This is a genomic window from Litoreibacter sp. JB4-2, assembly GCF_055693445.1.
Genome location: NZ_CM146334.1, coordinates 1,344,452 through 1,368,805 on the forward strand (window position 1 = coordinate 1,344,452; position 24,354 = coordinate 1,368,805).

A 24,354-nucleotide genomic window follows, 5' to 3' on the forward strand; every position below is an offset into this window, starting at 1 on the left:
GCATTCTCAGGCGTCAGTTTCCGTGCGTTGCAGCTTCACAGGCTCCGTGCGCGCCAGCCGGATGACATTCGACATAAACGGCTTATGCGTGTCCTCGCTGCGGGTCGCCGCGAACAAGCGCTTGGTCTTTCCGGCCTTCGTCAAAGGCCGCGTCACATAATCTGAATTGTAGCGCACCTCCCGCACGACCCAGTCGGGCAGCACGGCGACCCCCCGGTTAGAAGCCACCAGCAGCAAAATCACCGCCGTCAGCTCAACCTGCCGCGTCGCGCGCGGTTCTACCCCGGCTGGCAATAGCAATTCGGTGAACACATCAAGCCGGGTCCGGTCCACCGGATAGGTGATCAGCATCTGATCGCGCAGGTCCTCAGCTTCGATAAAATCCTTTTTAGCCAATGGGTTCTGTGACGAGGCTACAAACACCGGCTCATAGTCAAACAACGGTGTGAAATCCACGCCGGGCAGGTCTTCGGGATCGGAGGAGACCACCAAATCCACCTCCTCACGCAACAGCGCGGGCAGCCCGTCAAAGCTGAGGCCGGGGCGAATATCGACATCAATATCGGGCCAGCTTTGTCGGAACCCTTCCAGCACCGGGAACAGCCATTCAAAACAGGCATGGCATTCGATCGCGATATGTAGCCGCCCCGTTTTGCCCATCCTGAGCGAGACGAATTCTTCCTGCAGCGCCGCCACCTCCGGCAAAATCCGCTCCGCCGCGCGCAGCAGTTTCATCCCTGCAGGCGACAACTTCATCGGTTTGGAACGGCGGATGAACAGCTCTACCCCCGCCTGATCCTCCAGCCCTTTGATCTGATGCGACAAGGCGGATTGCGTGATGTTCAACTGATCGGCCGCACGCGCCAGCCCGCCACAATCGTGAATGGCTTTGACAGTGCGCAGATGACGAAATTCGATATGCAAGTGAACCTCATGTTTATCTTGAGAGTTATGAAATTGCCTCACATTACTGCCTATGGGACAGTCTCTTCAACCCGCTTTTCAAGGATTCCCCCATGTCGCAGCCGTCCATTTCCTTCGAGTTCTTTCCGCCCAAGAACCTGGAAGGCTCCTTCCGTCTTTGGGACACGCTCAATGTTCTTGCGCCTTACGCGCCGGATTTTGTGTCCGTCACCTATGGCGCGGGCGGCACCACGCGGGCCCTGACGCATGAAGCCGTCACAGCGATCCACAAAAACCTTGGCCTCAAGGTCGCAGCCCACCTGACCTGCGTCGACGCGACACGCGACGACACACTCGCCATCGCGCAAACCTATGCCAAGGCCGGTGTCACTGACATCGTGGCGCTGCGCGGCGACGCACCCGGCGGCGGGACCTTCGCGCCCACCAGAGACGGGTTCAACAGCTCGGTCGAGCTGATCGCAGCACTGAAAGACGCGGGCGATTTCACCATCCGCGTCGGCGCCTACCCCGACCCGCACCCGGAAGCCACGTCCCAAGCCCAGAATATCGACTACCTGAAAGCCAAGTTCGACGCGGGCGCAGATGCCGCCATCACCCAGTTTTTCTTCGAGGCGGAGACGTTCTTTCGGTTCCGCGACGCCTGTGACAAGGCGGGCATCACTCAGCCAATCCTGCCGGGCATCCTGCCGATTGAAAACTGGAAAAACGCGCGCAGCTTTGCGCAACGCTGCGGCGCAAACGTCCCCGGTTGGCTCGATGACGCTTTTGGCAAAGCCGTCCGCGACGGGCGCGAAGACCTGCTCGCCACCGCTTTCGCAACCGAACTGTGCAGCAATTTGATGGAAGGCGGCGTTGATCACCTGCATTTCTACACGCTCAACCGCCCCGAGCTAACCCGCGATATCTGCGCAGCGCTCGGCCTCAGCCCACGGGTGTCGCTGGCAGAAGTGGCCTAAGGTTCGGCCCCTGACGCAAGAGCCAGCTTGCACCTCGGGCGCCTGCCTCCTACCGTTTCCCTGTACAGCTAGGAGGCAGGCGTTTGACCGACATACTTTTCGCGAATTCGCCACAGGATTTGCCTGACCGCGACACCGTCTTGTCGATGTCAGGCCTCGATTTCATGCGCGGCATTTTGGACGGGCGCATCCCCGCCGCCCCTATCGCGCGCACGCTGGGTTTTCAGTTACATGCGGTTGAAGACGGCACCGTTACCTTTCGGGGGGCGCCGCGTTTTGAAGACATGAACCCAGTCGGCACGATCCATGGCGGCTGGTACGCCACCATCCTCGACAGTGCGCTCGCCTGCGCGGTGATGACCAAAGTCCCCAAAGGGTCAGTCTATACAACGTTGGAATTAAAGCTCAATATCGTGCGCCCCATCCCACAGGGCATGCTCGTCGATTGCACCGGAACGGTTCAACATGCGGGGCGGTCCACCGGTATTTCCAATGGTGAAATACGCGGCGTGGACAATGGCAAACTTTACGCCACCGGCTCCACCACCTGCATCATCATGACGCCCTGACAGGCAATCAGACAAATGCGGCGCCCGAGGGGCCAGACGCCGCATCCGTGACGCGCGGGGATCGGTCTCTCCCAAAACCAAGCACCGCACGCCCGATGCGGGCCCAATAGGACGGCCCGCATCACTGGAACTTTGGCTTAGTGGCAAGCGGGGCGGTTGCCAGGCAGCAGCACCTTGTCGATCACATGGATCACGCCGTTCGATGCTTTGATGTTGGCGATCACAACATTCGCGCTTTCGCCTGAGCCATCCGCGATCGACACACCGCTGGCGTCTTTGGTGATGCACAAACGCTCTGTGGCCAGAACCGGCTTGAAGTAGTTGGATCCGGCCGGGATTTTCTCAGCCGTCAGGTTGCGGTCATCGACATGGTACAGCAGCACATTGGTCAGCTGGCCCTTGTTTTCGGGCTGCAACAGCGTCTCAACGGTGCCGGCAGGCAGCGCATCAAAGGCGGCATTGACCGGCGCATAGACCGTGAACGGGCCCTCGCTGTTGAGCGTGTCGACCAAACCAGCGGCGCCCACAGCCGCCACGAGGGTCGAGAACCGCTCATCGCCAGAGGCGATTTCAGCGATGGTTTGCGATTGTGCGGCGCCCGCGCTCAGCGTGGCGGTTGCAGCGATAACGGCGGCTTTGATCAAGGTCTTCATAAAGGTGTCTCCCTTTCATAACGCATGCTCCAGTCGGCATGTAAAAAGGGTTACGGAGCCCGCGTGTGTAAAGTTCACACAAAAAACTTAATGTGATCGCCCTGACATGTTTAATCCAACTCCATGCGCAAAACGTAGGCGCTAGCCTTTGACATAGACCACGTCATCGCCCTCGATTATCTGCGCCACGCCTTCGGGAAATTTCAGCCCGTCGGCCAGCTGCGCATCCAACGCTTCCTCCGCCGCGCGCACGGCGTCCAGACGGCCAATCACAGCGTCGATCTGCTCAAACGGCACCACGACAACCCCGTCGCGGTCGGCCACGATCATGTCACCGGTCCGCACGTTTTGCCCGCCAATCTGCACCGGCAGCCCAACCGTTGCAGGCCCAGATGTATGGGGCGAGGCCGGCGTCAGCCCGGTGCACCAACAGGGCAGCCCGACCTCCACAATGCCCGCGTAATCCCGCATCGGGCCATCCGTCACAAACCCTGCGCCGCCGCAATTCTTGATCATCGCGGCAACCCGGTCCCCGGCGGCGGCATGCGCCTGATGCGCGCCAAACCCCGCGACCAGCACATCGCCGTCCTGCAGAAAGTTGAGCGCCGCAATCGTGCCCATGATGTCGGATGGCCGGTTATCCGCCGTAAGCGCCGGCCCGGCGGCAACGCAGTCAATATCGCGCCCAAACCCAATGGCCGCAATGGACGCATCCATAGCCGCCCCGCCAAACAAGGCGTCCTCGACAAACCCCGTTGGCACCCCCTGGAATGCCGCGATTTGCTCAGCCGTCGGGCGCAAGCGGGTGCCATTAATCTTTAGCCGTGGCGGATCTTCGATCATGTTTTATGTCCTCCCAAGATTGAAGGAAGGTCACAGGAAAGTCGCACGGCGTCCAGCTAGTTTTGGGCGATATAACCGCAACTCAGGCGGGAGGGCGGACCGGATAAGAACCGATGGCTCTGCGGTTGCGACAATCCCGCGTCGCGCAACATTTCCAAAACCTGTTCAGGCCGCCACGCGCGGCTTCCCCATCTCAGGCGCACCAGCGCAGTGCACCAATGCGGTCGGCTGACGGCAAGGATCAAACGCCCGCCAGGCTTTAGCCGCGACTTCATCCAAGCAAGACTGTCAATCGGGTCCGGCAAGTGTTCAATCACGTGAGCGCACAGTACTACGTCATAAAACCCTGCCTCGATTGCATCACAACCAATGCCACCCTCGACCATGTTCGGGCGCAGGTCGTGCAACATATGACCGGCATGCGCCAGCATACGCGGCGACGGGTCCAGAAGATCAATCCGTCCGGAAGCGGCCAGCCCGCCTTGCGCGACCCAGGCCTCGCTCAGCGCTCCTGTTCCGCAGCCCACATCCAACATTGTCTGCGCCGGACCACTGCGCCCCACCCCAAGCTCCGCCAGCTCGCGATAAGCCGCAACAAATCCAAGGGAGCGCAATTTATGGTGCCAACGACCAGAGGCACGGTCATAGGCAGCGTTCAGGCTTCGGGCGGGAAGAAAGGCCTGCATGGGACCTCCCATCATTTGGGTTGAAGGGATTGGATATTTAGTCAAGATAGTTGACGAATATCGATGCGCCTCAATATAGTCAAGCAGGTTGACGAATATGAACCCTAAGATGCCCCCTCTGCTAGACCATATTGGATGGGATCTTTGGCAGGCCACCCAAAATTGGAAGCAAGCCTTTGATGCTGAGATGGCCGCGCGGGGCTATGCTTGGATTGCAGAGGCTCGCGGCGCGGTCTTTCGCCAGATTGGGCCTGGCGGCATCGCACAAAACGCCCTCCCGGAACGGCTCGGCATATCAAAACAAGCGGTGCAACAGCTTTTGGATGAGCTGGAACGCGACGGCATCGTTGCACGAACCCACAGCCCCAATGACGCGCGTCAAAAGCGGGTCACGCTGACCGAGGCCGGGGTTGAGACTTTACGCGTAGGCAACGACGTCAAACAAGAAATCGAAGCACACTACCGCACCCATCTGGGCGCCGCCCGTCTGGCCGACTTGCAGGAGAACCTGCGTGCCTTGGCGACGCTCAGCTCTCCAGACACCATTTCATGATAGCCTTTTGCGCATGCATCCGGTTCTCGGCCTCGTCAAAAATGACTGAGTTTGGGCCGTCCATCACCTCTGACGTCGCTTCATCGTCGCGATGCGCGGGCAGGCAATGCATGAACAGCGCGTCCGGCTTGGCGTGGCTCATCAGGTCCTTATTCACCTGATAGCCGCGCAATTGGTTGTGGCGGCGTTCGCGCGCGGATTGCGGGTCATGCATCGACACCCACGTGTCCGTGACGACCAAATCGGCACCGTCCACCGCAGCCTGCGGGTTGCGCTCAATTGAATAGAGCCCGTCCAAAGCGCGTTCCGGATCCAAAGGCTCCGGCCCGGTGAAGACCAGATCAAACTCAAACTGTTTGGCCGCATGGGCGAAGCTGGCAAAGACATTGTTGCCGTCGCCCGACCAAACCACCTTCTTACCTTTGATCGGGCCGCTATGCTCCTCAAAAGTCAGGATATCGGCCATGATCTGGCAGGGATGCGTGCGGTTGGTCAGCCCGTTGATCACCGGGACGGAGGCATATTCCGCCATCTCGGTCAGCGTGTCCTCCTCAAACGTACGCATCATGATCAGGTCGACATAGCGCGACAGAACACGGGCCGTGTCGGCAATCGTCTCACCATGGCCCAGCTGCATATCAGTGCCAGACAGCACCATGGTTTGCCCGCCCATCTGCCGCACGCCGACGTCAAAAGACACACGTGTTCGGGTCGACGGCTTTTCGAAAATCAAAGCGACCATATGGTCCTTCAGCGGCGTGTCCTGATCCAAAGCGCCCTTCGGCTTGCCTTTGCGCGCATCCTTGATGGCGCGACCTGTATCGATGATCCGCCGCAGCTCAGCCGGATCAGTGGTGTGAATATCGAGGAAATGCCTCATAGCGACGCCTCCACATCCTGAGCCGCCCGGTCCAGCCGCGCCACGCCTTCGGCAATGTCCTCGTCCGAGATGTTGAGCGCGGGCAAAATCCGGATCACATTGTCGCCGCCCGGAATGGTCAGAATATGCTGGCCATAGCCCGCCGCAATCACGTCCCCATTGGGAACCTTGCATTTCACCCCGATCATCAGCCCGGCCCCGCGCACCAGTTCGAACACATCCGGGTGCGCCGCGACCAGCCCTTCCAGTTTCTGGCGCATCAGCCCGGCCTTGCGGTTCACATCCGCCAGAAACGCGTCATCCGCGATCCGGTCCATCACCGCCGCACCAACCGCGCAAGCCAGCGGATTGCCCCCGTAGGTTGACCCATGCGTGCCAGCCGTCATCCCACTTGCCGCCTCTTCCGTCGCCAGGCAGGCGCCCAGCGGAAACCCGTTTCCGATGCCTTTGGCCACGGCCATGATGTCCGGCGTTACCCCCGCCCATTCATGCGCAAACAGCTTGCCGGTGCGCCCCATTCCGCATTGAATTTCATCGCAAATCATCAACGCGCCGGTCTCGTCGCACAGGTCGCGCAGCCCTTTCAGACAGGCGTCGGGCAACGGGATGATCCCGCCCTCGCCTTGCACCGGCTCGACCACCACGGCGGCAATCGTGTCATCCATCGCCGCCTGCAACGCGTCATGGTCGCCCATCGGCAGGTTGATAATGCCGGGCAAAAGTGGCCCGAAGCCGCCGGTCAGCTTTTCCGACGCCGCGGCTGAGATCGTGGCCAGCGTCCGCCCATGAAAAGACCCGGTGAAGGTGATGATATTCACCCGCTCCGGCTGGCCCTTCGCCGACCAGTATTTGCGCGCGGTCTTCAAGGCGCATTCCATCGCCTCCGCGCCCGAATTGGTGAAAAAACACGTATCCGCAAAGGTCTCGGCGACCAGCTTATCGGCCAGCTGCTCTTGCGCGGGGATGTTGTACAGGTTCGACGTATGCCACAGGCTGGCCGCCTGATCCTGCACCACCTGCACCAGCTCGGGATGCGCATGCCCCAAAGCCGTCACCGCAATCCCGGCCCCAAAATCCAGGTAGCGCGTCCCGTCTCGCTCGATCAGCCAAGAGCCCTCGCCCTTTTCAAACGTCATCTTCGCGCGGCCATAGGTCGGCATAATGGAGGGGATCATCGGATCGGTCCTTTACGGCAAGAGTGAAATCCCGACTGTCAGGAATTTCAGCGTGGTGTCAATTTGAGAGTTGGAATGTGCAGCCCGCAAGGCTCAGGGGCAGAGGGCGCACAGCAGATCAAAGGCGGACGCGGTTAGCGTCGGCGTCGCATGGTCGTGTTATGTGTCGCGTTGATCATGTGACGCCACCTACCCGTACCCGCAGGCCCCTGTCTAGCCCTTTTCTGCCCGGTTCCAAGCAGCCCATAGAATAAACAGCCCTGAGCCCACAACGACAGCCACGCCGCACAGCGCCAGAAGGTTGGGCCGCTCGCCAAAGACCACAAAGCCAATCACCAGCGCATAGAGGATCCGGGTGTAGCGGAACGGCGTGACCAGGGCGACCTCGCCCACCCGCATAGCGGCGGTGACGGCGTAATAGCCCACCACCAGCGTCACAATCGCCGCCCCCAGCAAAGCCGCTGCGCGCGCGTCAATCGCGGGCCAATGCGGGTCCAGCGCGATCAACACGGCCCCCGTCGGGATCAGCATCGAAAACCCGTAGGTGGCCAGCGTCAGCGTCGGCATGTCCGCAGGCACAAACCGGGTCGCAAGGTCGCGCACCGCCAGCATCACCGTGCCCGCCAAGGCCAGTGACAAGCCGTAGCTCAGTCCCAAACCGGGCTGCAACACCATCACAACTCCGACCAAACCCACAACAATCGCCGCCCAGCGGCGCGGCCCAACCGGCGCGCCCAAGACCACAGCGGCCCCAAAGGTCACAAAAATCGGTGCCGCCTGCATGATGGCCGAGACCAGCGACAGATCCGCAATCGACAGCGCCGTGACCACGCAAATCGTGCCCACCACCTCGCTGGCGTTGCGCGCCAGAACGCCGGGGCTAAAAAACGCGGCACTCCACAATCGGTGCCCGGCGCGCCAGGTCATCGCCGCAAAAACCGGCGTACCGCCCAGACCGATCAGCAACAGGATGTAGCCCACGCTCAGCTGGGACGAGACCAGTTTGATCATCGTATCGCCCAGCGCAAACCCGGCCATGGCCAGGCACATCAGTATAATGCCGCGGCGCGTGGCGGAATGGGGTTGGGTCATGGGGGAACAACACTGTTGGAATTTGATCCCCCAGTGACAGCTTCATCGCCCCTTGCCAAGTATCACCGCTTGAATCTGCCCGCCCATCGGCTTAAATTGCCTCTAACGCTAAACGATCAGCCGCCGCTCCTTATTTGGGGGCGGTCTTGTCGTTTGAAGCTCTATAAAAGCAAAGGCAGCCCATGTCCTGGACAGATGATCGCGTCGAAATACTGAAAAAAATGTGGGGCGAAGGCAAATCAGCCTCCCAGATCGCCAAGGAACTTGGCGGCGTCACCCGCAATGCCGTTATCGGCAAAGTCCACCGTCTGGGCCTGTCGAACCGCTCCGGCGGCGCTGGCAGCGCAAAGCCTGCGGCCAAGGAAAAAGCAGCGCCCAAGGCCAAGCCCGCAGCGGCTGAGAAGCCAAAAGCCGCAGAACCAGCCGCCAAACCCGCGCCTGCCGCCACAACACCCGCCAAAGTCATCCCGCGTCCCAAGCTGGTCGTGACCGCCGGTCAGCCTTTGCCGCCGCAACCTTCCGCCAATGAAATCAGCCCGGAAGCTTTGGCCTCCGTGCGCGAGGTCGAAAAGAAGGCCAAAAAGCTCAGCGTGATGCAACTGACCGAACGCACCTGCAAATGGCCCGTTGGCGATCCCGCGACAGAAGATTTCTGGTTCTGTGGTCTGCCCGTGCAAACCGGAAAACCCTATTGCGAAGCCCATGTCGGCGTCGCCTTCCAACCGATGTCAGCGCGGCGCGACCGCCGCCGCTAAGGCGCGGCTATACGCTTCGTTTTGTCAAAAATACTCTGGGGATTTGCCCGCGCGACGAAGGGGCAAGGCCCCTTCAAAAGCGCAAAATATCGTGCGCGGCCATAAGGCCGCACATTTGAATCACATCAATCAAACAGTTTGCGCAGCGCGTCCTTGGCGGCGTCTTCCAGCTTGTCCTTCGCACTTTCCTTGATCTCATCCTCGCGCGCTCTGACCTGCTCTTTCAGCTCCGCCTCCCGTGCCTTTGCTGCCGCCTTTAGCTTCTCTTTCTCTTCCGCCAGCTCCTGATCGGCCAGATATTTCAGGTCTGGTCGGAATTTGATATCGCTCCAGGGCCCGGCGATCTTCACCGGCACCGAAAATCCCGCGCGGTCTTCACCCGACAAGGCCACCGGGATCAGGCGGTAATCTATGCTCTGCCCGCCCAAATCCACATCCCCCGCACCGGTCGCGGTCAGCAGCTTCGAGGTGAAGGTCAGATCCTCATTGCGCAACACGCCATCCGCCATTTCAAAGCTCGCCGTGATATCATCAAACACGGTCTTTGATCCCTCGCCGACATAGGCCGCGTCCAGATTGCGGATCATGCCCGCAATATCGAGCCCCAACAGCTCCCCCGCGCCCACATCCATGCGGCCCGACCCAGACAGGGATTTCATGATCTCATCCATCGTGCTGCCCACGCCCAGAAATTGCAGATCCAGTGCGGCATCTGCGATCAGCCGGTCAAAGCCCACGAAATCCGCCATCAGGCGCTGCATGACGACGCCGCGCGCGGCCATATCGCCGCCCACAGACAAGCCGTTGCGATTGTTCACCACAAACTGCCCGGTCACGCTGCCATCAAAAGCCTCAACGCGCTCGAATTGCAGCACCAGCCGGGACCGATCCAACGTACCGCCCAGCTGCGTGGCCCCCAGCTGTATGGAGCCCAGATCAACCGCATTCGCCTTGAAGGTGAACTGCCCGTCGACCGCGCCCAGCCCGCTCACATCCAGCCGCGCATCCGACCAGCCACCAGCCCCGGCATTGGCCGCGCCGTCGCCGCTGGTTTCATCCGTGCTCATCGATGAAAAATCCAGCCGGTCGCCCGCCAGCCGCGCCGTCACCACAGGTTTGTCGCCCCCAAGGTTCAGGTCCAGATCGCCCGCCAACCGGTTCTGGTCCAGCTGCAGCACGGCGTCGCGCAGAAACACGTCCTGCTCTCCCGTCACGGTCAAATTCCCAGCAAAATCAACCTGCTGCCCCATGCCCTCGGGGATCCGCGGCTTGGTGCCGCCAATGATTGCAAACAGCGCATCATAGTCGCGTACCCGGCCTTCCACGGCGCCCTTGGCCTGCACCGGCTCCAGCCCCGCCGCGCCGTCATAGCTCACTGTGTTCTCGCCCAGTGTCGCCGTGGCGCTGACCGTCTCAACACCCCCGTCCAGCAAAGGCTGCAACGCCGCGACGGAGGCGCTCAGCGACACGCTTTGCCCCGCCATCAGCGCCGAGACATCAACCTGCGCCGCGCCTGCCAGATCGTCCAGGCTCAGCGTCGCGTCCAGCGCCTCCAAACTGTGGCGCACCCCCGCCTGCCGGTCGTCATAGAGGATGCTGGCACCAGTTATGGTCCCCTTCGGCAGCGAGACCGAATTGATCCGCGACGGCCCGTCTTCGGCCTCGCTCTCCCCGCCCAGATCGGTCAAAAACTCCCAATTCGCGCGCCCGTCTTCGTGGCGCATCAGCCGGATCACCGGGGCGTCCACCTCAAAGGCCTCCACAATCACGTCGCCACCCATCAACGCCGAGGCGCCCACCGCCACGTTGATCGCGCCCGCCTCCACCATCGGCGCCGGGCCCGCCCAGTCGGCATTGGCAATCGTCACGCCCTCCAGCACCACGCCCAGACGCGGCCAGATGGTCGGCGATACGCCCCCCGAGATTGCCAGCGCCCGCCCGGTGTTTTGCTCAAACTGAGTCTCCGCAATCCGCGCAATCCGCTCCGCCGGGATCAGAAAAATCGCGCCAATCGCCACCACGATCAGCACCACTAAGGTCGCAATTATCCGCCAAATCCACCGCATCGGGCCCGCTCCGCCTGTTCTTTTTCCGCCATGCTAGGGCGCGCGCGCGGCCAAGTCATCCCCTTTGACCCGCAAAGCGCTGCATGGCATGTTTGGGGGCAGAAATTGGGGAAGATTGTGTGATGCTATATCTGGTCCGCGGGGCGCTGCTGGCGCTGTGCCTGACTCTGGGCCTGACGCTGGCCCTGCCGCTCAGCGCACAGGAGCAGGCGCGCCGCATCCTCTTCATCGGCAATTCCTACACCGCGCGACAGGACATCCCCGCGATGATCCACGCATTGGGCCAAAGCGCCGCGCCGCCCATCCGCTACCACACCGAACGCGTCACCCGCAACGGCGCCACCCTGCAAGAGCTCACGCCGCGCGCCCTTCGCATCATCGCCCAAGGCGGCTGGGATGTGGTGGTCTTGCAAGATGCCAGTTGGATGAGCTTTTCGCCCCATCGCCGCAACACCATGCGCCGCGCGGCCCTCACCTTGTCGCGCGCGGCCAAGGCCCAGGGCGCGGAGCTGGTGTTTTACGCCCACTGGCCGCCGCGCGGCTGGAAAAACGCCTGTTCCCCGGTTTGACCACCGCGTGGATCGACACCGCCTATACGCGCCTTGCCCGCGACACGGGCGGAACCGTCGCCCGCGCGGGGCAGCTGTGGCAGCAGGCGCATGGGGCGGGCATCACCGCGCTTTATGCGCCCGACGGGCACCACCAAAGCACGCTTGGCGCCTACGCGGCGGCGCTCGCGCTGCTTGCGGCTTTGGGCGATACCGATCCGGCCACCACCACTTGGCGCCCCGACGCGGTCCCGCCAGATCACGCCCAAACGCTGCGCGGCCTCGCAGCTCCATGACGAAAAACACCCTCCCCGCGAGGGAAGGGTGTCAAAATCCGTTTGCAACTGGCCCGATCAAAACCGGCCCAGCGAAAACCAGCGCTTAGGACATGCGGCGGCGCAGCAGGCCTAGCCCGCCCAAACCGGCCAGCAGCAGTGGCAGCGACGCCGGAACCGGCACGGCTGTGACCGCTTCAACCGCGAAGTTGTCGATCGCACCCGAGGCGCCGTTAAAATCAAACGTGACCGAGGACACGTTGGTCAGCGCGGACAGGTCAAACCCTGTGCCGAACCCGCCATTTGTCGTCACTTGTTCGGTCACCGACACGCCGTTGGAGATCACGGTCAGGGTCGCGTCGTCCAGAATGTCAAAGCTCAGCAGGTTCACAAGGGTCGATCCGAAATCAAACATGATCGTCCCGCCCGAGCCGTTGTCATCAGCTGGCGACAGAGCAACCCCGGCGGTCGCGCCGGTTTCCGAAATGATCAACGCGCCACCAAAGCCAGAGCCGGTGAAATCGCTGTTCACATTGACACTTGCGCCTTCCGTCAGGTCGTTGTCGCCATTGCTGCCGCTCAGACCGTTATTCGGGTTCTCAGTGTCAAAAATCGCGGCAATACCAGCCACCAGATTTGGGTTTTTCGCGCTGCCCGCGTTGCGTTTCGTGGTCAGGCTCGCTGTGATCGTGCCATCGCTGGTTGTCACGCTGCCCACCGTCGTGTCGAGGAACGCCGCGTCGTTAAAATCAAACACAGCCGCCTGCGAGGCCGCCGTCAGACCGGCAACACACCCGGCCGCGAGGAGAGAGGTCTTAAACATCTCGAAGACTCCATAAATTACATTTGCCCGTAATATCGCCGCTGCAGCGCGGCAAACAAAGGGGAAAAATCCACTTTTGTCTTCAAACCAGAGCATGACTTAACGTCAAATGGGCGGGAACCACGTGCCCACCGGTTCACGCAACCGCCTGCCCCGCCCCTACCGCAACCGAAACCGCGCCCGCAGGCCAAGGCCGAGAAAGAAGAGCAATATGAAGCTCGCGATTGTCTGGACGGAGGCGAAAACCTTCATGCTGGGCGAAAAGGCTTTTAGGACCTCCGTAAAGTAGAGCCCCTGCAAACCAAAAAACTTGAACATCGTTGCAAAGGACAACCCGGCTGCATCGCTCGTCGAAAGCAGCCGGTTTTGCGGGGGATTAATCAGACAAAACACGTCATCCGCGACACACCCTTGGAAGATCACAAAACCCACAACCCAAAGCCCGCTAAGCCATATCAAAGGCCGCGAAATCGAATGCCCATAATCTGAAAAGAATCCGTAAAACCAATAGACAGCCCGCGCCAAAAACGGTCCGGTCTTTCCCGCAAACTGCATCTCTCGCCGAAAGAAGAAATACTCATCCTCCGGCAGGCTTTGCTTGGCCACCACATGGCGCAATGTGGCACAAGTCTCCTTCGCGGCCTCCGTGTCAGGCTGCGCGATCCGCGGCCAATGCATCGCCTTGGCCGTAACTTGCGTCCTTTCGTGAAACACTGTCCCTGCAAAAACGGGATAGCGATCCTGAAACACCGCACGCCGAAAACTCGTAGGTTTTTCAAAAACGGCGTCACTGAAATAAACTTGGCAAATCGCGCTATCGACATCCTCCACACCAAATTTGGTTCCCACAAATCGCGCAACGCCAGAAAAAGTGGCGGCGCGGAAATCAGTGGTCTGCTCGAAGGTGGCGGAGATGAAAGAGGCGGCCTGCTCGAAGGTAGCGGAGCTGAAAAAGGCGGCCTGCTCGAAGGTGGCGGAGCGGAAATAGGCGGCCTGCTCGAAGGTGGCGTCTCTGAAAACCACGGCCTGCTCGAAGGTGGCGGAGCTGAAAGAGGCGGCCTGCTCGAAGGTGGCGGAGCTGAAAGAGGCGGCCTGCTCGAAAGTGGCGTCGCTAAAAGAGGCGGCCTGCTCGAAGGTGGTGGAGTCGAAATAGGCGACCTGCGCGAATTTGGCGGGGCTGAAAAAGGCGTTCTGCTCGAAGGTGGCGAAGCTGAAGGAGGCGGCCTGCTCGAAGGTGGCAGAGCGGAAATAGGCGGTCTGCTCAAAGGTGGCGGAGCGGAAATTGGCGGCCTGCGTGAAAACAGCCTTCTCCCATACAGATGTATGGGAGAAGGCTGTTTTGCTTAGGTTCACAAACTGATCCACATTCGGCAGCTTTGGGACATCAAACCCCTCCCCGTTGCGGCGCAAAAATTCTGCGGTAAAACGCTTTTCAATCTCCGTCTTTCGTTGGACCCACGCCGCCCTACTTGGTACCGCCGCCCCGCTGTCGCGAAGCGTTTTCCGCTGATCATCCGAAAGCGCCTGACAGGACCAAATATTCCAAAGCGCGATATTTTTCTTAGCTAAATCAGAATCATACCCATCGGTATATTCGCCAAAAAGCGTCGACAGCACATACCAGGGGTTTTCATTGGCGGGTTTTAACTCGGCCATACTCTGTAAAATCCTTGCATCAATATCCGCCCATCAGACCCCGCATTGCCCGTTCCGGCAAGCGCAATTCCGGCGGATGGCGGCGCGCATGGCGTGAAAACGCAGGTTAACAACCCCTTAAAAATTTTCAGAATTAAAATGGAGTCAATGACTTACAAGATTCCCCGCATGCGGGGCCCGCAGAAATGCTTCCCCTCGCCCGCCCCACGGCCTAAGAGCATCCCATGTCTCAGAACCCGCCCGATCTTCGCCCCGACCTCGCCCCCAAAGCCCGCCTGTCCGAGCCCGCCCGCGACGGCCAGCCCAAGATCGGCATGGTCTCCCTTGGCTGCCCCAAGGCCCTCGTAGACAGCGAACGCATCCTCACCCGCCTCCGGGCCGAAGGCTACGCGATCTCCCCCGATTATTCCGGCGCCGAAGCCGTCATCGTCAACACCTGCGGCTTCCTGGACTCAGCCAAAGCCGAAAGCCTCGACGCCATCGGTGAAGCCCTCACCGAGAACGGCCGCGTCATCGTCACCGGCTGCCTGGGCGCCGAAGAAGACTACATCCGCGGCACCCACCCGTCCGTCCTGGCCGTCACCGGCCCTCATCAATACGAACAGGTCCTCGACGCGGTCCACCAAGCTGTGCCGCCCAGCCCCGACCCGTTCATAGACCTGCTGCCTGCAACCGGCGTCTCGCTCACCCCGCGCCACTACAGCTACCTCAAGATTTCCGAGGGCTGTAACCACAAATGCAAGTTCTGCATCATCCCCGACATGCGCGGCAAGCTCGCCTCCCGTCCCGCCCACGCGATCCTGCGCGAGGCCGAGAAACTGGTCGACGCGGGCGTGAAAGAGCTGCTGGTGATCAGTCAGGACACCTCCGCCTACGGGCTGGACCGTCGCTATGATATGAACCCGTGGAAGGATCGGGAGGTCCGCTCCCACATCACCGATCTGTCGCGCGAACTGGGGCAGCTGGGCGCCCAGAATGAACTTTGGGTCCGGCTGCACTACGTCTACCCCTACCCCCATGTGCGCGAGCTGATCCCGCTGATGGCCGACCCCGACAACGCCGTGCTGCCCTACCTAGATATCCCGTTCCAGCACGCCCACCCCGACACGCTCAAACGCATGGCCCGCCCCGCCCACGGCGCAAAAACGCTCGACGAGATCGCCGCTTGGCGTTCGACATGCCCCGACATCACGCTGCGCAGCACCTTCATCGTCGGCTATCCGGGCGAGACGGAGGCCGAGTTCCAAACCCTGCTCGACTGGCTGGACGACGCCCAGCTCGACCGTGTCGGCTGCTTCCAATACGAAAACGTCGATGGCGCGCGGAGCAACGCCCTGCCCGACCACGTGCCTGCTGAGGTCAAACAAGAGCGTTGGGATCGGTTCATGGAGAAAGCCCAAGCCATATCGGAAGCCAAGCTTGCCGCCAAAGTCGGCCAGACGATACAGGTGATTGTCGACGAGATAGACGAAGACGCCGCCACCTGTCGCACCATGTCGGATGCGCCTGAAATCGACGGGAACCTGTTTATTGATGAAGGGTTTGACGGGCTGTCGGCTGGGGATTTGGTGACGGTCGAAGTTGATGAGGCCGGGGAGTATGATTTATGGGGTCGCATGGCCAAATAAGAAAAAGTCCAGAGGACCTTTTCGGCCATTCTACAGGCGGAGCCCCGGAGGATTGGTGTCGCCGCAGTAAAGCTAAATCCAGCTAACCGAAGCGATGCACAAAAGATCAAAACCATCGACGTATATCTGCTTCGAGCCAAAAGTGATTGATGCTATATCGCACACGAAAGTCGGCTTGGAGGAAGCGGTTGGTTTATTGGGATATCAAATAGTCTTGGGCCTTCGATACGGCTTGCCCAGACCATTGGAGCAGATAACCTGAACATTAATCCGTTCCATCAACGAGCCGTACATGATAAAAAGTCAAATTACACTCAAGCAGTTAGAAGCATTTGCCTTCGTCGTTGATACCGGCACATTTCGTGCTGCAGCGTCTGCGCTTGGGACGACCCAACCAAATGTGTCGGCGCGCATCGCTGCGCTTGAAACTGCGCTCAACGTCACTTTGTTAATTCGTGATCCAGGGTCTGTGCGTTTGACGGCAGATGGTGCCAAATTGCTCGTCAAAACACGTGAAGTCTTGTGGGCGGGTGAAGCTCTCATTGAAGAGGCTGGCCGTCAGGAGTTGATCGAAGAAACTTTGCGGCTGGGCGTGACAGAGCTTGTGGCTTGCACGTGGTTGCAGGGCTTCCTTCGTTTGATAAGAGAGGCTTATCCCAAGCTTCGTATTCAGCTGGAAGTCGATCTTTCAACTGCAATTGACGCAAGGTTGATGGAAGGGCAACTTGATCTGGCGCTTCAAACTGGGCCGTTTAAATCAAAGACATTCGCAAGACTTGCCTTGGGTCAAGAAAACTACTGTTGGGTTGTGAATTCAGACCTGATCAATCGAATTGGCGCAAAACCAGCCATAACCGATCTATTTGATTTGACGATTTTAACCCACGCAAAACACACACAGGCCTGCGCCGCCCTGCACAACATTGCCATTGATCGTAAATTGCGCAGCGAAAGGATAGTTCATTCCAGCGCTTTGTCGGCATGCGTCCCAATGGCGCTTGAGGGGCTGGGGGTCGCTTTGTTGCCCGAACGGCTCGTTGCTACTGAAATTGCTTCAGGTGAGCTACACCGGGTGGAGCCTGATTGGGTCCCTGAACCTCTGTCTTTCTATGCACGCTACGCACCTGCGCGTACCGCCCTATATGTCGAAAAAGCTGCACAGATCGCGAAGGCAGCTATGCACCACCCTTAGATCACTAAAAGTGATCGATGCGAAAAATTTAATCGATTTGATAATTTAAGCCCGTTGGGGTCACCTGCATGAATAATTTATTACAGGAGCCGCAAAATGGCAGCACCTTCCGTTCGCCTTGGCGTCGATATTGGCGGCACATTTACTGACGTTGTGTTGGAAAAGGATGGCGTGTCGTTTTCAACTAAGGTTCTGACAACGTATTCCGCCCCTGAAAATGCGATCATCGACGGGATGCATCAGGTGTGTGCCAAGGCGGATGTGACCCCTGCGCAAATTGACCAGATCATTCATGGGACCACGCTTGCCACGAATGCGTTGATCGAACGGCGGGGCGCAAAGACGGCCCTCATCACGACTGAAGGTTTCCGCGATGTGATCGAAATGCGGACCGAAAGCCGGTTTGAGCAATATGACCTGAACCTCAACCTGCCCGACCCGTTGTTGCCACGTCAGATGCGGTTCACCGTTGCAGGGCGCGTCGATGCCAACGGTCAGATCCTTGTCGAAATGGACCGCGCCGAGGTTGAGGCAGTTGTCGATCAAATTGCCGAGGCAGGGTTTGAGAGTGTCGCTGTAGGTCTCATCCATTCCTATTTGAATCCAACCCACGAACAGCTTGTGCGCGACGTTCTCGCGGAGAGACTGCTAGATGTTGCGGTGTCGATCTCGTCCGAGGTTTCCCCGCAGATGCGCGAATACGAACGCTTCAATACAGTCGTCGCGAATGCCTATATCAAGCCGTTGATGGCCTCTTATTTGGGTCGCTTAGAAGACCGGCTGAAAAACGAAGGCGTGTCCTGTCGTATTTTCCTGATGCATTCAGGCGGTGGGATAATTTCAATCAAGAACGCGGCGGACTTTCCCGTGCGCTTGGTCGAATCTGGCCCTGCAGGTGGTGCGGTTTTTGCGGCCCACATTGCGGCGCGTTACGGGTTGGACAAGGTGCTGTCCTTCGACATGGGCGGCACCACGGCCAAGATTTGCCTGATCAAAAACCAAACCCCAAAAACCAGCCGCGTGTTCGAAGTGGCACGTACCTATCGGTTCAAAAAGGGTTCCGGCATGCCGATCTCGATCCCCGTGATCGACATGGTTGAAATCGGGGCGGGTGGCGGATCACTGGCGCATGTCGATGCGCTGCGCCAGATCCGTGTCGGCCCCGAAAGCGCGGGCTCAGAGCCGGGCCCCGCCTGCTATGGCCGCAACGGCACGCGGCCCGCAGTGACCGACGCAGACCTTGTTCTGGGCAAGCTTGACCCCGAAAATTTTGCGGGTGGGTCGATCAAACTGAACCCTGAGGCGTCCAAATCCGCGCTATCAAACCACGTTGGCGAAACGCTTGATATGGATGCAGTCGAGGCCGCGTTTGGCGTGGCCGAAGTCGTCGATGAAAACATGGCCAATGCCGCGCGCGTTCATGCGGTCGAAAACGGTGAAGACCTATCGGAATACACCATGATCGCGTTCGGCGGTGCGGCGCCGCTGCATGCAGGACGGTTGGCTGAAAAACTGGGCGTTGAACGTTTGCTGGTTCCACCCGGTGCAGGTGTGGGCTCCGCGATCGGGTTCTTGCGCGCGCCGTTTAGTTTCGAGGCCAATCGGTCCGTCTACATGAAACTGTCAGACTTTGACGGTGACCGGATCAAGTGCTTGCTCTCCGACCTCAAGGCCGAGGCCACGGGATTCGTGCGCACCTGCGACGAGGTCAGCCCGATCCTGTCGGAGTTCAAAGTCTACATGCGCTACACAGGTCAAGGTTGGGAAATCCCGATTGAATTGACCGAAGACCAAGCCATGAACCCCGATGCGGCGACGTTTGAGGCGCGGTTCATAGAGGACTACACCAAGCTCTTTGGCCGCCCGGTTGAAGGCATGGATATCGAAATCACCGTCTGGTCTGTTAACGCGACGACCCCACCAGAGAAGGTCGCGCGGATGGATGAAACTAGCGGCAAAGCGACAGCAAACTCTGTGGGTGGGCGTCAATTGTTTGACGCGGCCGCGGGCAAGTTTCTGAATGCGGATGTGGTGAACCGCTCCGACATGTCGACCGGTGAACGGGCGGTTGGACCTGTGGCAGTGGTTGAGGATGAAACCACCATTATCGTCCCCGCCAGCCGCGACGCAATCCGCCAGCCTGACGGCTGCATCGACATAGTGACAAAGGGGGCCGCCCAATGACCCAACAGCATTCAAAAGTCACCTATCAGGTGATGTGGAACCGCCTGATCTCGGTCGTGGAAGAACAGGCGCAGGCCCTTGTGCGCACCGCGTTTTCAACCTCCGTGCGTGAGGCAGGTGATTTGTCGGCGGGCGTGTATGACGTCGAAGGCAATATGTTGGCCCAAGCGGTCACCGGCACGCCGGGCCATGTCAACGCCATGGCCGACGCTGTCGCGCATTTCATCCGCCGCATCGGGCGCGACAACATCCATGATGGCGACGTCTACATCACCAACGACCCATGGGAGGGCACGGGCCACCTGCATGACATCACCATGGTCACGCCCTCCTTCCATCAGGGCGCATTGGTCGGGTTCTTTGCCTGCACCGCGCATATCGTGGATATCGGCGGGCGCGGCTTTGGGGCCGACGCGCATAGCGTCTATGAGGAAGGGCTCTACATCCCGATTATGAAATTCGCGGATCGCGGCACGGTGGACGAGACCCTGACCCGCATCATTCGCGGCAATGTGCGCGAGCCGGACCAGCTGATCGGCGACATTTACGCTTTGGCAACGTGTAACGAGATCGGTCATCGCCGCCTTGTCGACATGCTGGAAGAATTCGCGCTCGATGATCTGAACGGCATTGCGGAGTTCATCCTCGAAAACTCCCGCCGTGCCACGATTGAACGGATCGCCGCCCTGCCGCAAAAATCAGCGGAGGGGGAAATGACGGTGGACGGGTTCGCGCAGCCGATCACGTTGAAGGTAAAGGTCAGCGTTCAGGGCGACCGGATTGTGAGTGACTTTACCGGCTCGTCCGGCCTCGACAAGAAGGGCATCAATTGCCCGCTGGTCTATGCCAAGGCCTATGCCTGCTACGCGTTGAAAGTCGCCATTGCACCGGAAATTCCGAACAACGCGGCCAGCCTTGCCCCGTTTGAAATTGCAGCGCCGCAAAACACCATCGTCAACGCGCTGCACCCCGCCCCGGTGGCCCTGCGCCATATCGTGGGCCATTTCGTGCCGGACGCGGTGTTCAACGCCTTCGACAAGATCGTGCCCGGCTTGGTGCCTGCTGAGGGTGCAGGCTGCCTTTGCAACTTCCAAGTCTCATTGCGCCCGCGCACGGATGCGCCAGCCCCAGAAAATGCGCGCCGCTCAGAGGTTTTGACCTTCAATTCCGGCGGATCAGGGGCGCGACCTGAACATGATGGCTTGAACGCGACCGCGTTTCCATCCGGTGTTATGACGATGCCGATTGAGGCAACAGAACATGCAGGCCCCGTCATCATCTGGCGCAAAGAATTGCGGCCTGACTCAGGCGGTGCCGGCAAGACACGTGGTGGCCTTGGTCAATACATGGAAGTTGGCGCGCAGGAAGGGCATGAGTTTGACATCCAAGCCATGTTCGACCGCGTTGAACATCCCGCCCGCGGCCGACGCGGTGGTGGGGCAGGTGCGGCGACAACAATCGTCCAAGACGATGGCACACCTATGAACGGCAAGGGCAAACAGTTCGTGGCCCATGGGCGTAAAGTCGTCATGGCTTTTCCTGGCGGTGCTGGTTACGGCGACCCGTCCGAGCGGTCTGTCGATCTGGTCAAACGCGATTTGGCACGCGGGTACATCTCAGCTGAGACAGCCGCAAAAGACTACAATCTATCCGCAGCCGACATTTTAGACGTAGAAGCCGCTGTCGCACGAGGAGATGCACTATGAAAACCCAAACACCCAAAAGCACATCCTATGACGTGGTGATCATTGGCGGCGCGATGATGGGCGCATCCGCCGCTTGGTTTCTGTCAGATGACAAGGATTTTGACGGCACCGTCTTGGTTGTTGATCGCGACCTTACCTATGAGAACACATCGACCATGCACACCAATTCCTGCTTGCGGCAACAATTCTCAGGCGAATTGAACGTGCGGATCAGCCAGTTCGCGGCTGACTTCGTCAAAAACCTTCCTCGCTATATGGGCAATGATGATCGTGTTCCTGACCTGTCAATCCGATCATTTGGCTACATGTATTTAGCCGACAACGAAGGCTTTGCGGACGTCTTGCGTGAAAGCCAGCAGGTGCAGCTGAAGGCCGGTGCCGCGACCCAATTGATGACGCCGGATCAGATCAAAGCGGCTTATCCGTTCTACAATGTCGATGACATCGTCTTGGGATCAATCAATCTGGTCGACGAAGGGTTTTGGGATGCAACGGCTGTCTTTGACTGGTGGCGTAAATCAGCCCGTGAACGCGGTGTCGAATATATCGAAAACGAAGTTGTTTCAGTGAACAAGAACGCCGCTGACACTCACGTCGAAAGCGTTACCTTGAAATCGGGTGAGGTCATCGCCTGCGGTCAGGTTCTGAACGCATCCGGCCCACGCGCCGCCGCAACCGCTCAGATGGCGGGCATCGACGTGCCGGTAGAGCCGCGCAAACGCTATTCATGGATTTTTTCCGCCGAGCAGCCGCTGGATCGTGATCTGCCGCTAACCATCGACCCGTCCGGCGTCCATGTACGCGAAAACGGCGGCGGAACCTATCAATGCGGCGGCCATTCCGAGATTGACCCCGCCGTCGACCCGGATGACTTCATCATGGATCACGGCATTTGGCAGGACCACGTCTGGCCGATCCTCGCGACGCGCATCCCCCAGTTTGAAGCAATCAAGGTGCAATCCGAATGGGCGGGTCACTACGCCTACAACACCTTCGATCATAACGCGATTTTGGGACCGCATATGGAGGTCGAGAACTTCTTCTTCCTCAACGGATTTTCCGGTCACGGGCTGCAACAATCCCCTGCCATGGGGCGTGGTACCGCCGAGATCATGGTGCATGGCACATACCAGACACTCGACATGACGCAGTTCCACTTTGATCGCATCCCGGCAGGTCGCAAGATCATCGAGAAGGCGATCATCTGATGAAGTTGGCAACGAACCTTTTTACCCAAGCGCTGGCCGCTGGTGACAAACAGGTTGGGCTTTGGATCAGCCTGTGCAGCAACTTCGTCGCAGAGGTAACAGCACCCGCAGGATATGATTGGGCGCTGATCGACATGGAGCACAGCCCCAATGACTATTTCAGCGTCTTGGGTCAATTGCAGGCCTTTGCCGCAAGTGACACCACAGCCATTGTGCGGGTCGAATGGAACGATACGGTTGCCGTAAAACGCCTGCTTGATCTGGGCGCGCCCGGCATCTTGTTCCCCATGATCCAATCGGTTGAAGAGGCAACGAAAGCTGTCGCTGCAACCCGCTATCCCCCTCACGGCGTGCGTGGAGTGTCAGGTGCGACACGTGCAACAAAATTCGGCCGCGTCACAGACTACGTATCGCGTGTCGAAGATGAAACGACGGTTTTGTTACAACTGGAAACGCGCGCAGCCGTCGAACAGGCAGAGGCGATCAGCGAGGTTGATGGCGTTAGCGGCATTTTCTTTGGACCTGCGGATATTGCAGCTGACATCGGCAAGCTTGGCAAGCCAATGGATCCCGAAGTCTGGGACCTTATAAAGCCTGCCGCGCAAAAGTTGATCGCGAAAGGTGTGCCCGTTGGAACTCTCGTTCTGGACCCCACGTTTGCGGTTGAATTGCTGAATGACGGGTTCACCTTTGTCGCTTGCGGCACAGATGCCAGCCTTTTGGCGAAAGCGTCAGATCATTTGCTTGCGACCGTAAAAGACGGACTGGCGTGAAGTTTTCAGCCTCCCGCCTTGAGCCGGTTAAACCCTCCGCTTCCGCTTGGGTGAGCCAAGCCGCGAAAGAGGCCAAGGCGCGCGGCGAAGACGTCATCGATCTGGGTTTGGGGGAGCCGGATTTCGACACCCCCGGCCATATCGTTGAGGCCGCGCACCAAGCAGCCCTGCGCGGTGAAACACGTTACCCGCCGACCAATGGAACGCTTGAGATGCGCCAGGCAGTCGTAGACAAACTGCTTCGAGAAAACGCACTTAGCTATGCGCTGGACGAGGTGATCGTCTCCAACGGCGCCAAGCAGGTACTATTCAATGCAATGATGGCCACGCTTGAGCCAGATGACGAAGTCCTGATGTGTGCCCCGTATTTTGGCCAGTACAAGGACATCGTTCTTATTCTTGGCGGGAAGGCCGTCGCGTTGAAATGCCCGGCTGAGAACGGCTTTCGCCTGACACCGGATCAGCTTGAGGCTGCGATTACACCGAAAACGCGCTGGATCATGCTCAACTTGCCATCAAACCCTGCTGGTGCGGTTTATTCCGACGATGATCTGCGGGCTTTGGGCGCAGTGCTTGAGAACCACCCGCAAGTGTTGATCCTGTCGGACGAAATCTACGAACATATACTGTTTGATGGCCGCAAGTTCCTGTCCTTTGCGGCGGCCAACCCGTCGCTGAAGGGGCGCACATTGACCGTCAATGGCGTGTCCAAAGCCTATGCGATGACCGGTTGGCGGATTGGCTATGGTGCTGGCCCAAAGCCGTTGATTGCGGCAATGACGAAGGTACAAAGCCAGATTTGTTCCGGCGCATGCGCCATTGCCCAAGCCGCCGCCGCGGCGGCGCTGAATGGTCCGCAAGACGCCGTGCGCGCGTTTTGTCAGGCCTTCGAGGAACGCCGCGATCTCGTCGTGGACCGCGTGGCCCAGATTGATGGGCTAACCCTCGCCCCGCCCGGTGGCGCGTTTTACGGCCTGATCGGCTGCGCGGATCTGATTGGCGCGCAAACCGAAGGCGGTGAAACGCTAGCCGATGACGCTGAGGTCACGGCTTACATCCTCAAAGACGCCGGCATCGCCGCCGTGCCCGGCAGCGCCTATGAGCTGTCGCCCTTTTTCCGTATCTCAACCGCTGCCTCCATGGAGGTTTTGAGCGAAGCGATGGACCGTATCGCCGCCTCGGTTGCCAAACTCAAAAGAAAGACCTGAC

General features: G+C 59.5%; 23 protein-coding genes. 13 read left to right on the plus strand and 10 right to left on the minus strand.

What is annotated here, in order from left to right; all coding sequences use genetic code 11:
• Positions 1-6: 6 nt before the first annotated feature.
• Positions 7-924, minus strand: a complete 918-nt coding sequence (locus ACZ1G7_RS06750; RefSeq protein WP_472663050.1) for a LysR family transcriptional regulator — start codon at positions 922-924, stop codon at positions 7-9.
• Positions 925-1,016: 92 nt separating this feature from the next.
• Here ACZ1G7_RS06750 and metF point away from each other — a divergent pair, with 92 nt between their 5' ends.
• Positions 1,017-1,880: a methylenetetrahydrofolate reductase [NAD(P)H] gene (gene metF, locus ACZ1G7_RS06755; protein WP_472663051.1), complete on the plus strand. Its 864-nt coding sequence runs from the start codon at positions 1,017-1,019 to the stop codon at positions 1,878-1,880.
• A gap of 92 nt (positions 1,881-1,972) precedes the next feature.
• The gene (locus ACZ1G7_RS06760) at positions 1,973-2,449 is read left to right on the plus strand and encodes a PaaI family thioesterase (RefSeq protein ID WP_472663689.1); all 477 of its coding nucleotides are present in this window, start codon (positions 1,973-1,975) and stop codon (positions 2,447-2,449) included.
• Positions 2,450-2,586: 137 nt separating this feature from the next.
• Here the strand turns inward: ACZ1G7_RS06760 and ACZ1G7_RS06765 are convergent, their stop codons facing one another.
• The 3 genes from ACZ1G7_RS06765 to ACZ1G7_RS06775 form a co-directional block, all read right to left on the minus strand.
• Complete coding sequence (locus ACZ1G7_RS06765) at positions 2,587-3,102, minus strand: fasciclin domain-containing protein (RefSeq protein ID WP_472663052.1); 516 nt, start codon at positions 3,100-3,102, stop codon at positions 2,587-2,589.
• Positions 3,103-3,243: 141 nt separating this feature from the next.
• Entirely contained in the window at positions 3,244-3,945 is a 702-nt protein-coding gene (locus ACZ1G7_RS06770; protein ID WP_472663053.1) for an RraA family protein, read from the minus strand.
• 56 nt (positions 3,946-4,001) lie between these two features.
• Entirely contained in the window at positions 4,002-4,631 is a 630-nt protein-coding gene (locus ACZ1G7_RS06775; protein ID WP_472663054.1) for a class I SAM-dependent methyltransferase, read from the minus strand.
• Between the two features lie 109 nt (positions 4,632-4,740).
• Here ACZ1G7_RS06775 and ACZ1G7_RS06780 point away from each other — a divergent pair, with 109 nt between their 5' ends.
• Complete coding sequence (locus tag ACZ1G7_RS06780; RefSeq protein WP_472663055.1) at positions 4,741-5,184, plus strand: MarR family winged helix-turn-helix transcriptional regulator; 444 nt, start codon at positions 4,741-4,743, stop codon at positions 5,182-5,184.
• Here the strand turns inward: ACZ1G7_RS06780 and argF are convergent.
• The 3 genes from argF to ACZ1G7_RS06795 form a co-directional block, all read right to left on the minus strand.
• Positions 5,159-6,064 carry an ornithine carbamoyltransferase gene (gene argF, locus ACZ1G7_RS06785; RefSeq protein ID WP_472663056.1) on the minus strand — a complete coding sequence of 302 codons (906 nt, stop codon included), beginning with the start codon at positions 6,062-6,064 and terminating at the stop codon, positions 5,159-5,161. The genes ACZ1G7_RS06780 and argF overlap by 26 nt on opposite strands.
• A complete protein-coding gene (locus tag ACZ1G7_RS06790; RefSeq protein WP_472663057.1) occupies positions 6,061-7,239 on the minus strand; it encodes an acetylornithine transaminase in 1,179 nt (392 codons plus the stop codon). The genes argF and ACZ1G7_RS06790 overlap by 4 nt, the downstream gene beginning before the upstream one ends.
• 213 nt (positions 7,240-7,452) lie before the next feature.
• A complete protein-coding gene (locus ACZ1G7_RS06795) occupies positions 7,453-8,331 on the minus strand; it encodes a DMT family transporter (protein ID WP_472663058.1) in 879 nt (292 codons plus the stop codon).
• 182 nt (positions 8,332-8,513) lie between these two features.
• Here ACZ1G7_RS06795 and ACZ1G7_RS06800 point away from each other — a divergent pair, with 182 nt between their 5' ends.
• Complete coding sequence (locus ACZ1G7_RS06800; RefSeq protein WP_472663059.1) at positions 8,514-9,086, plus strand: GcrA family cell cycle regulator; 573 nt, start codon at positions 8,514-8,516, stop codon at positions 9,084-9,086.
• 125 nt (positions 9,087-9,211) lie between these two features.
• Here the strand turns inward: ACZ1G7_RS06800 and ACZ1G7_RS06805 are convergent, their stop codons facing one another.
• Positions 9,212-11,152: an AsmA family protein gene (locus tag ACZ1G7_RS06805; RefSeq protein ID WP_472663060.1), complete on the minus strand. Its 1,941-nt coding sequence runs from the start codon at positions 11,150-11,152 to the stop codon at positions 9,212-9,214.
• 122 nt (positions 11,153-11,274) lie between these two features.
• Here ACZ1G7_RS06805 and ACZ1G7_RS06810 point away from each other — a divergent pair, with 122 nt between their 5' ends.
• Positions 11,275-11,721: a hypothetical protein gene (locus ACZ1G7_RS06810; RefSeq protein ID WP_472663061.1), complete on the plus strand. Its 447-nt coding sequence runs from the start codon at positions 11,275-11,277 to the stop codon at positions 11,719-11,721.
• Complete coding sequence (locus tag ACZ1G7_RS06815; RefSeq protein ID WP_472663062.1) at positions 11,718-11,996, plus strand: hypothetical protein; 279 nt, start codon at positions 11,718-11,720, stop codon at positions 11,994-11,996. Before ACZ1G7_RS06810 ends, ACZ1G7_RS06815 begins: the two co-directional genes overlap by 4 nt.
• Before the next feature lie 85 nt (positions 11,997-12,081).
• Here ACZ1G7_RS06815 and ACZ1G7_RS06820 read toward each other — a convergent pair whose 3' ends face one another.
• Together ACZ1G7_RS06820 and ACZ1G7_RS06825 are read right to left on the minus strand one after the other, a co-directional pair.
• Positions 12,082-12,798, minus strand: coding sequence for a VPLPA-CTERM sorting domain-containing protein (locus tag ACZ1G7_RS06820; RefSeq protein WP_472663063.1), 717 nt, complete (start codon positions 12,796-12,798; stop codon positions 12,082-12,084).
• A 159-nt stretch (positions 12,799-12,957) separates the two neighbouring features.
• Complete coding sequence (locus ACZ1G7_RS06825; RefSeq protein ID WP_472663064.1) at positions 12,958-14,454, minus strand: pentapeptide repeat-containing protein; 1,497 nt, start codon at positions 14,452-14,454, stop codon at positions 12,958-12,960.
• A gap of 224 nt (positions 14,455-14,678) precedes the next feature.
• Between ACZ1G7_RS06825 and rimO the strand changes: the two genes are divergently transcribed.
• The 7 genes from rimO (at position 14,679) to ACZ1G7_RS06860 (ending at position 24,353) form a co-directional block, all read left to right on the plus strand.
• On the plus strand, positions 14,679-16,082 hold the full coding sequence (rimO, locus tag ACZ1G7_RS06830) for a 30S ribosomal protein S12 methylthiotransferase RimO (RefSeq protein WP_472663065.1): 1,404 nt from the start codon (positions 14,679-14,681) through the stop codon (positions 16,080-16,082).
• Positions 16,083-16,374: 292 nt separating this feature from the next.
• On the plus strand, positions 16,375-17,274 hold the full coding sequence (locus ACZ1G7_RS06835; RefSeq protein WP_472663066.1) for a LysR family transcriptional regulator: 900 nt from the start codon (positions 16,375-16,377) through the stop codon (positions 17,272-17,274).
• A gap of 96 nt (positions 17,275-17,370) precedes the next feature.
• A complete protein-coding gene (locus tag ACZ1G7_RS06840; protein ID WP_472663067.1) occupies positions 17,371-19,458 on the plus strand; it encodes a hydantoinase/oxoprolinase family protein in 2,088 nt (695 codons plus the stop codon).
• Positions 19,455-21,164, plus strand: a complete 1,710-nt coding sequence (locus ACZ1G7_RS06845) for a hydantoinase B/oxoprolinase family protein (protein WP_472663068.1) — start codon at positions 19,455-19,457, stop codon at positions 21,162-21,164. The genes ACZ1G7_RS06840 and ACZ1G7_RS06845 overlap by 4 nt, the downstream gene beginning before the upstream one ends.
• A complete protein-coding gene (locus tag ACZ1G7_RS06850; protein ID WP_472663069.1) occupies positions 21,161-22,372 on the plus strand; it encodes an NAD(P)/FAD-dependent oxidoreductase in 1,212 nt (403 codons plus the stop codon). Before ACZ1G7_RS06845 ends, ACZ1G7_RS06850 begins: the two co-directional genes overlap by 4 nt.
• Positions 22,372-23,145, plus strand: coding sequence for an HpcH/HpaI aldolase family protein (locus ACZ1G7_RS06855; protein WP_472663070.1), 774 nt, complete (start codon positions 22,372-22,374; stop codon positions 23,143-23,145). The genes ACZ1G7_RS06850 and ACZ1G7_RS06855 overlap by 1 nt, the downstream gene beginning before the upstream one ends.
• Positions 23,142-24,353 (plus strand): pyridoxal phosphate-dependent aminotransferase, encoded by a 1,212-nt coding sequence (locus ACZ1G7_RS06860; protein ID WP_472663071.1) that lies wholly within the window; start codon positions 23,142-23,144, stop codon positions 24,351-24,353. The genes ACZ1G7_RS06855 and ACZ1G7_RS06860 overlap by 4 nt, the downstream gene beginning before the upstream one ends.
• Position 24,354: the final 1 nt, after the last annotated feature.

Coding starts and splice junctions, on each gene's coding strand:
- ACZ1G7_RS06765 (WP_472663052.1), bottom strand. CDS start 3,102: ATGAAGACCTTGATCAAAGCCGCCGTTATCGCTGCAACCGCCACGCTG.
- ACZ1G7_RS06855 (WP_472663070.1), top strand. CDS start 22,372: ATGAAGTTGGCAACGAACCTTTTTACCCAAGCGCTGGCCGCTGGTGAC.
- ACZ1G7_RS06850 (WP_472663069.1), top strand. CDS start 21,161: ATGAAAACCCAAACACCCAAAAGCACATCCTATGACGTGGTGATCATT.
- metF (WP_472663051.1), top strand. CDS start 1,017: ATGTCGCAGCCGTCCATTTCCTTCGAGTTCTTTCCGCCCAAGAACCTG.
- ACZ1G7_RS06845 (WP_472663068.1), top strand. CDS start 19,455: ATGACCCAACAGCATTCAAAAGTCACCTATCAGGTGATGTGGAACCGC.
- ACZ1G7_RS06775 (WP_472663054.1), bottom strand. CDS start 4,631: ATGCAGGCCTTTCTTCCCGCCCGAAGCCTGAACGCTGCCTATGACCGT.
- ACZ1G7_RS06835 (WP_472663066.1), top strand. CDS start 16,375: ATGATAAAAAGTCAAATTACACTCAAGCAGTTAGAAGCATTTGCCTTC.
- ACZ1G7_RS06805 (WP_472663060.1), bottom strand. CDS start 11,152: ATGCGGTGGATTTGGCGGATAATTGCGACCTTAGTGGTGCTGATCGTG.
- ACZ1G7_RS06810 (WP_472663061.1), top strand. CDS start 11,275: ATGCTATATCTGGTCCGCGGGGCGCTGCTGGCGCTGTGCCTGACTCTG.
- ACZ1G7_RS06780 (WP_472663055.1), top strand. CDS start 4,741: ATGCCCCCTCTGCTAGACCATATTGGATGGGATCTTTGGCAGGCCACC.
- ACZ1G7_RS06820 (WP_472663063.1), bottom strand. CDS start 12,798: ATGTTTAAGACCTCTCTCCTCGCGGCCGGGTGTGTTGCCGGTCTGACG.
- ACZ1G7_RS06800 (WP_472663059.1), top strand. CDS start 8,514: ATGTCCTGGACAGATGATCGCGTCGAAATACTGAAAAAAATGTGGGGC.
- ACZ1G7_RS06840 (WP_472663067.1), top strand. CDS start 17,371: ATGGCAGCACCTTCCGTTCGCCTTGGCGTCGATATTGGCGGCACATTT.
- ACZ1G7_RS06795 (WP_472663058.1), bottom strand. CDS start 8,331: ATGACCCAACCCCATTCCGCCACGCGCCGCGGCATTATACTGATGTGC.
- argF (WP_472663056.1), bottom strand. CDS start 6,064: ATGAGGCATTTCCTCGATATTCACACCACTGATCCGGCTGAGCTGCGG.
- ACZ1G7_RS06790 (WP_472663057.1), bottom strand. CDS start 7,239: ATGATCCCCTCCATTATGCCGACCTATGGCCGCGCGAAGATGACGTTT.
- rimO (WP_472663065.1), top strand. CDS start 14,679: ATGTCTCAGAACCCGCCCGATCTTCGCCCCGACCTCGCCCCCAAAGCC.
- ACZ1G7_RS06825 (WP_472663064.1), bottom strand. CDS start 14,454: ATGGCCGAGTTAAAACCCGCCAATGAAAACCCCTGGTATGTGCTGTCG.
- ACZ1G7_RS06770 (WP_472663053.1), bottom strand. CDS start 3,945: ATGATCGAAGATCCGCCACGGCTAAAGATTAATGGCACCCGCTTGCGC.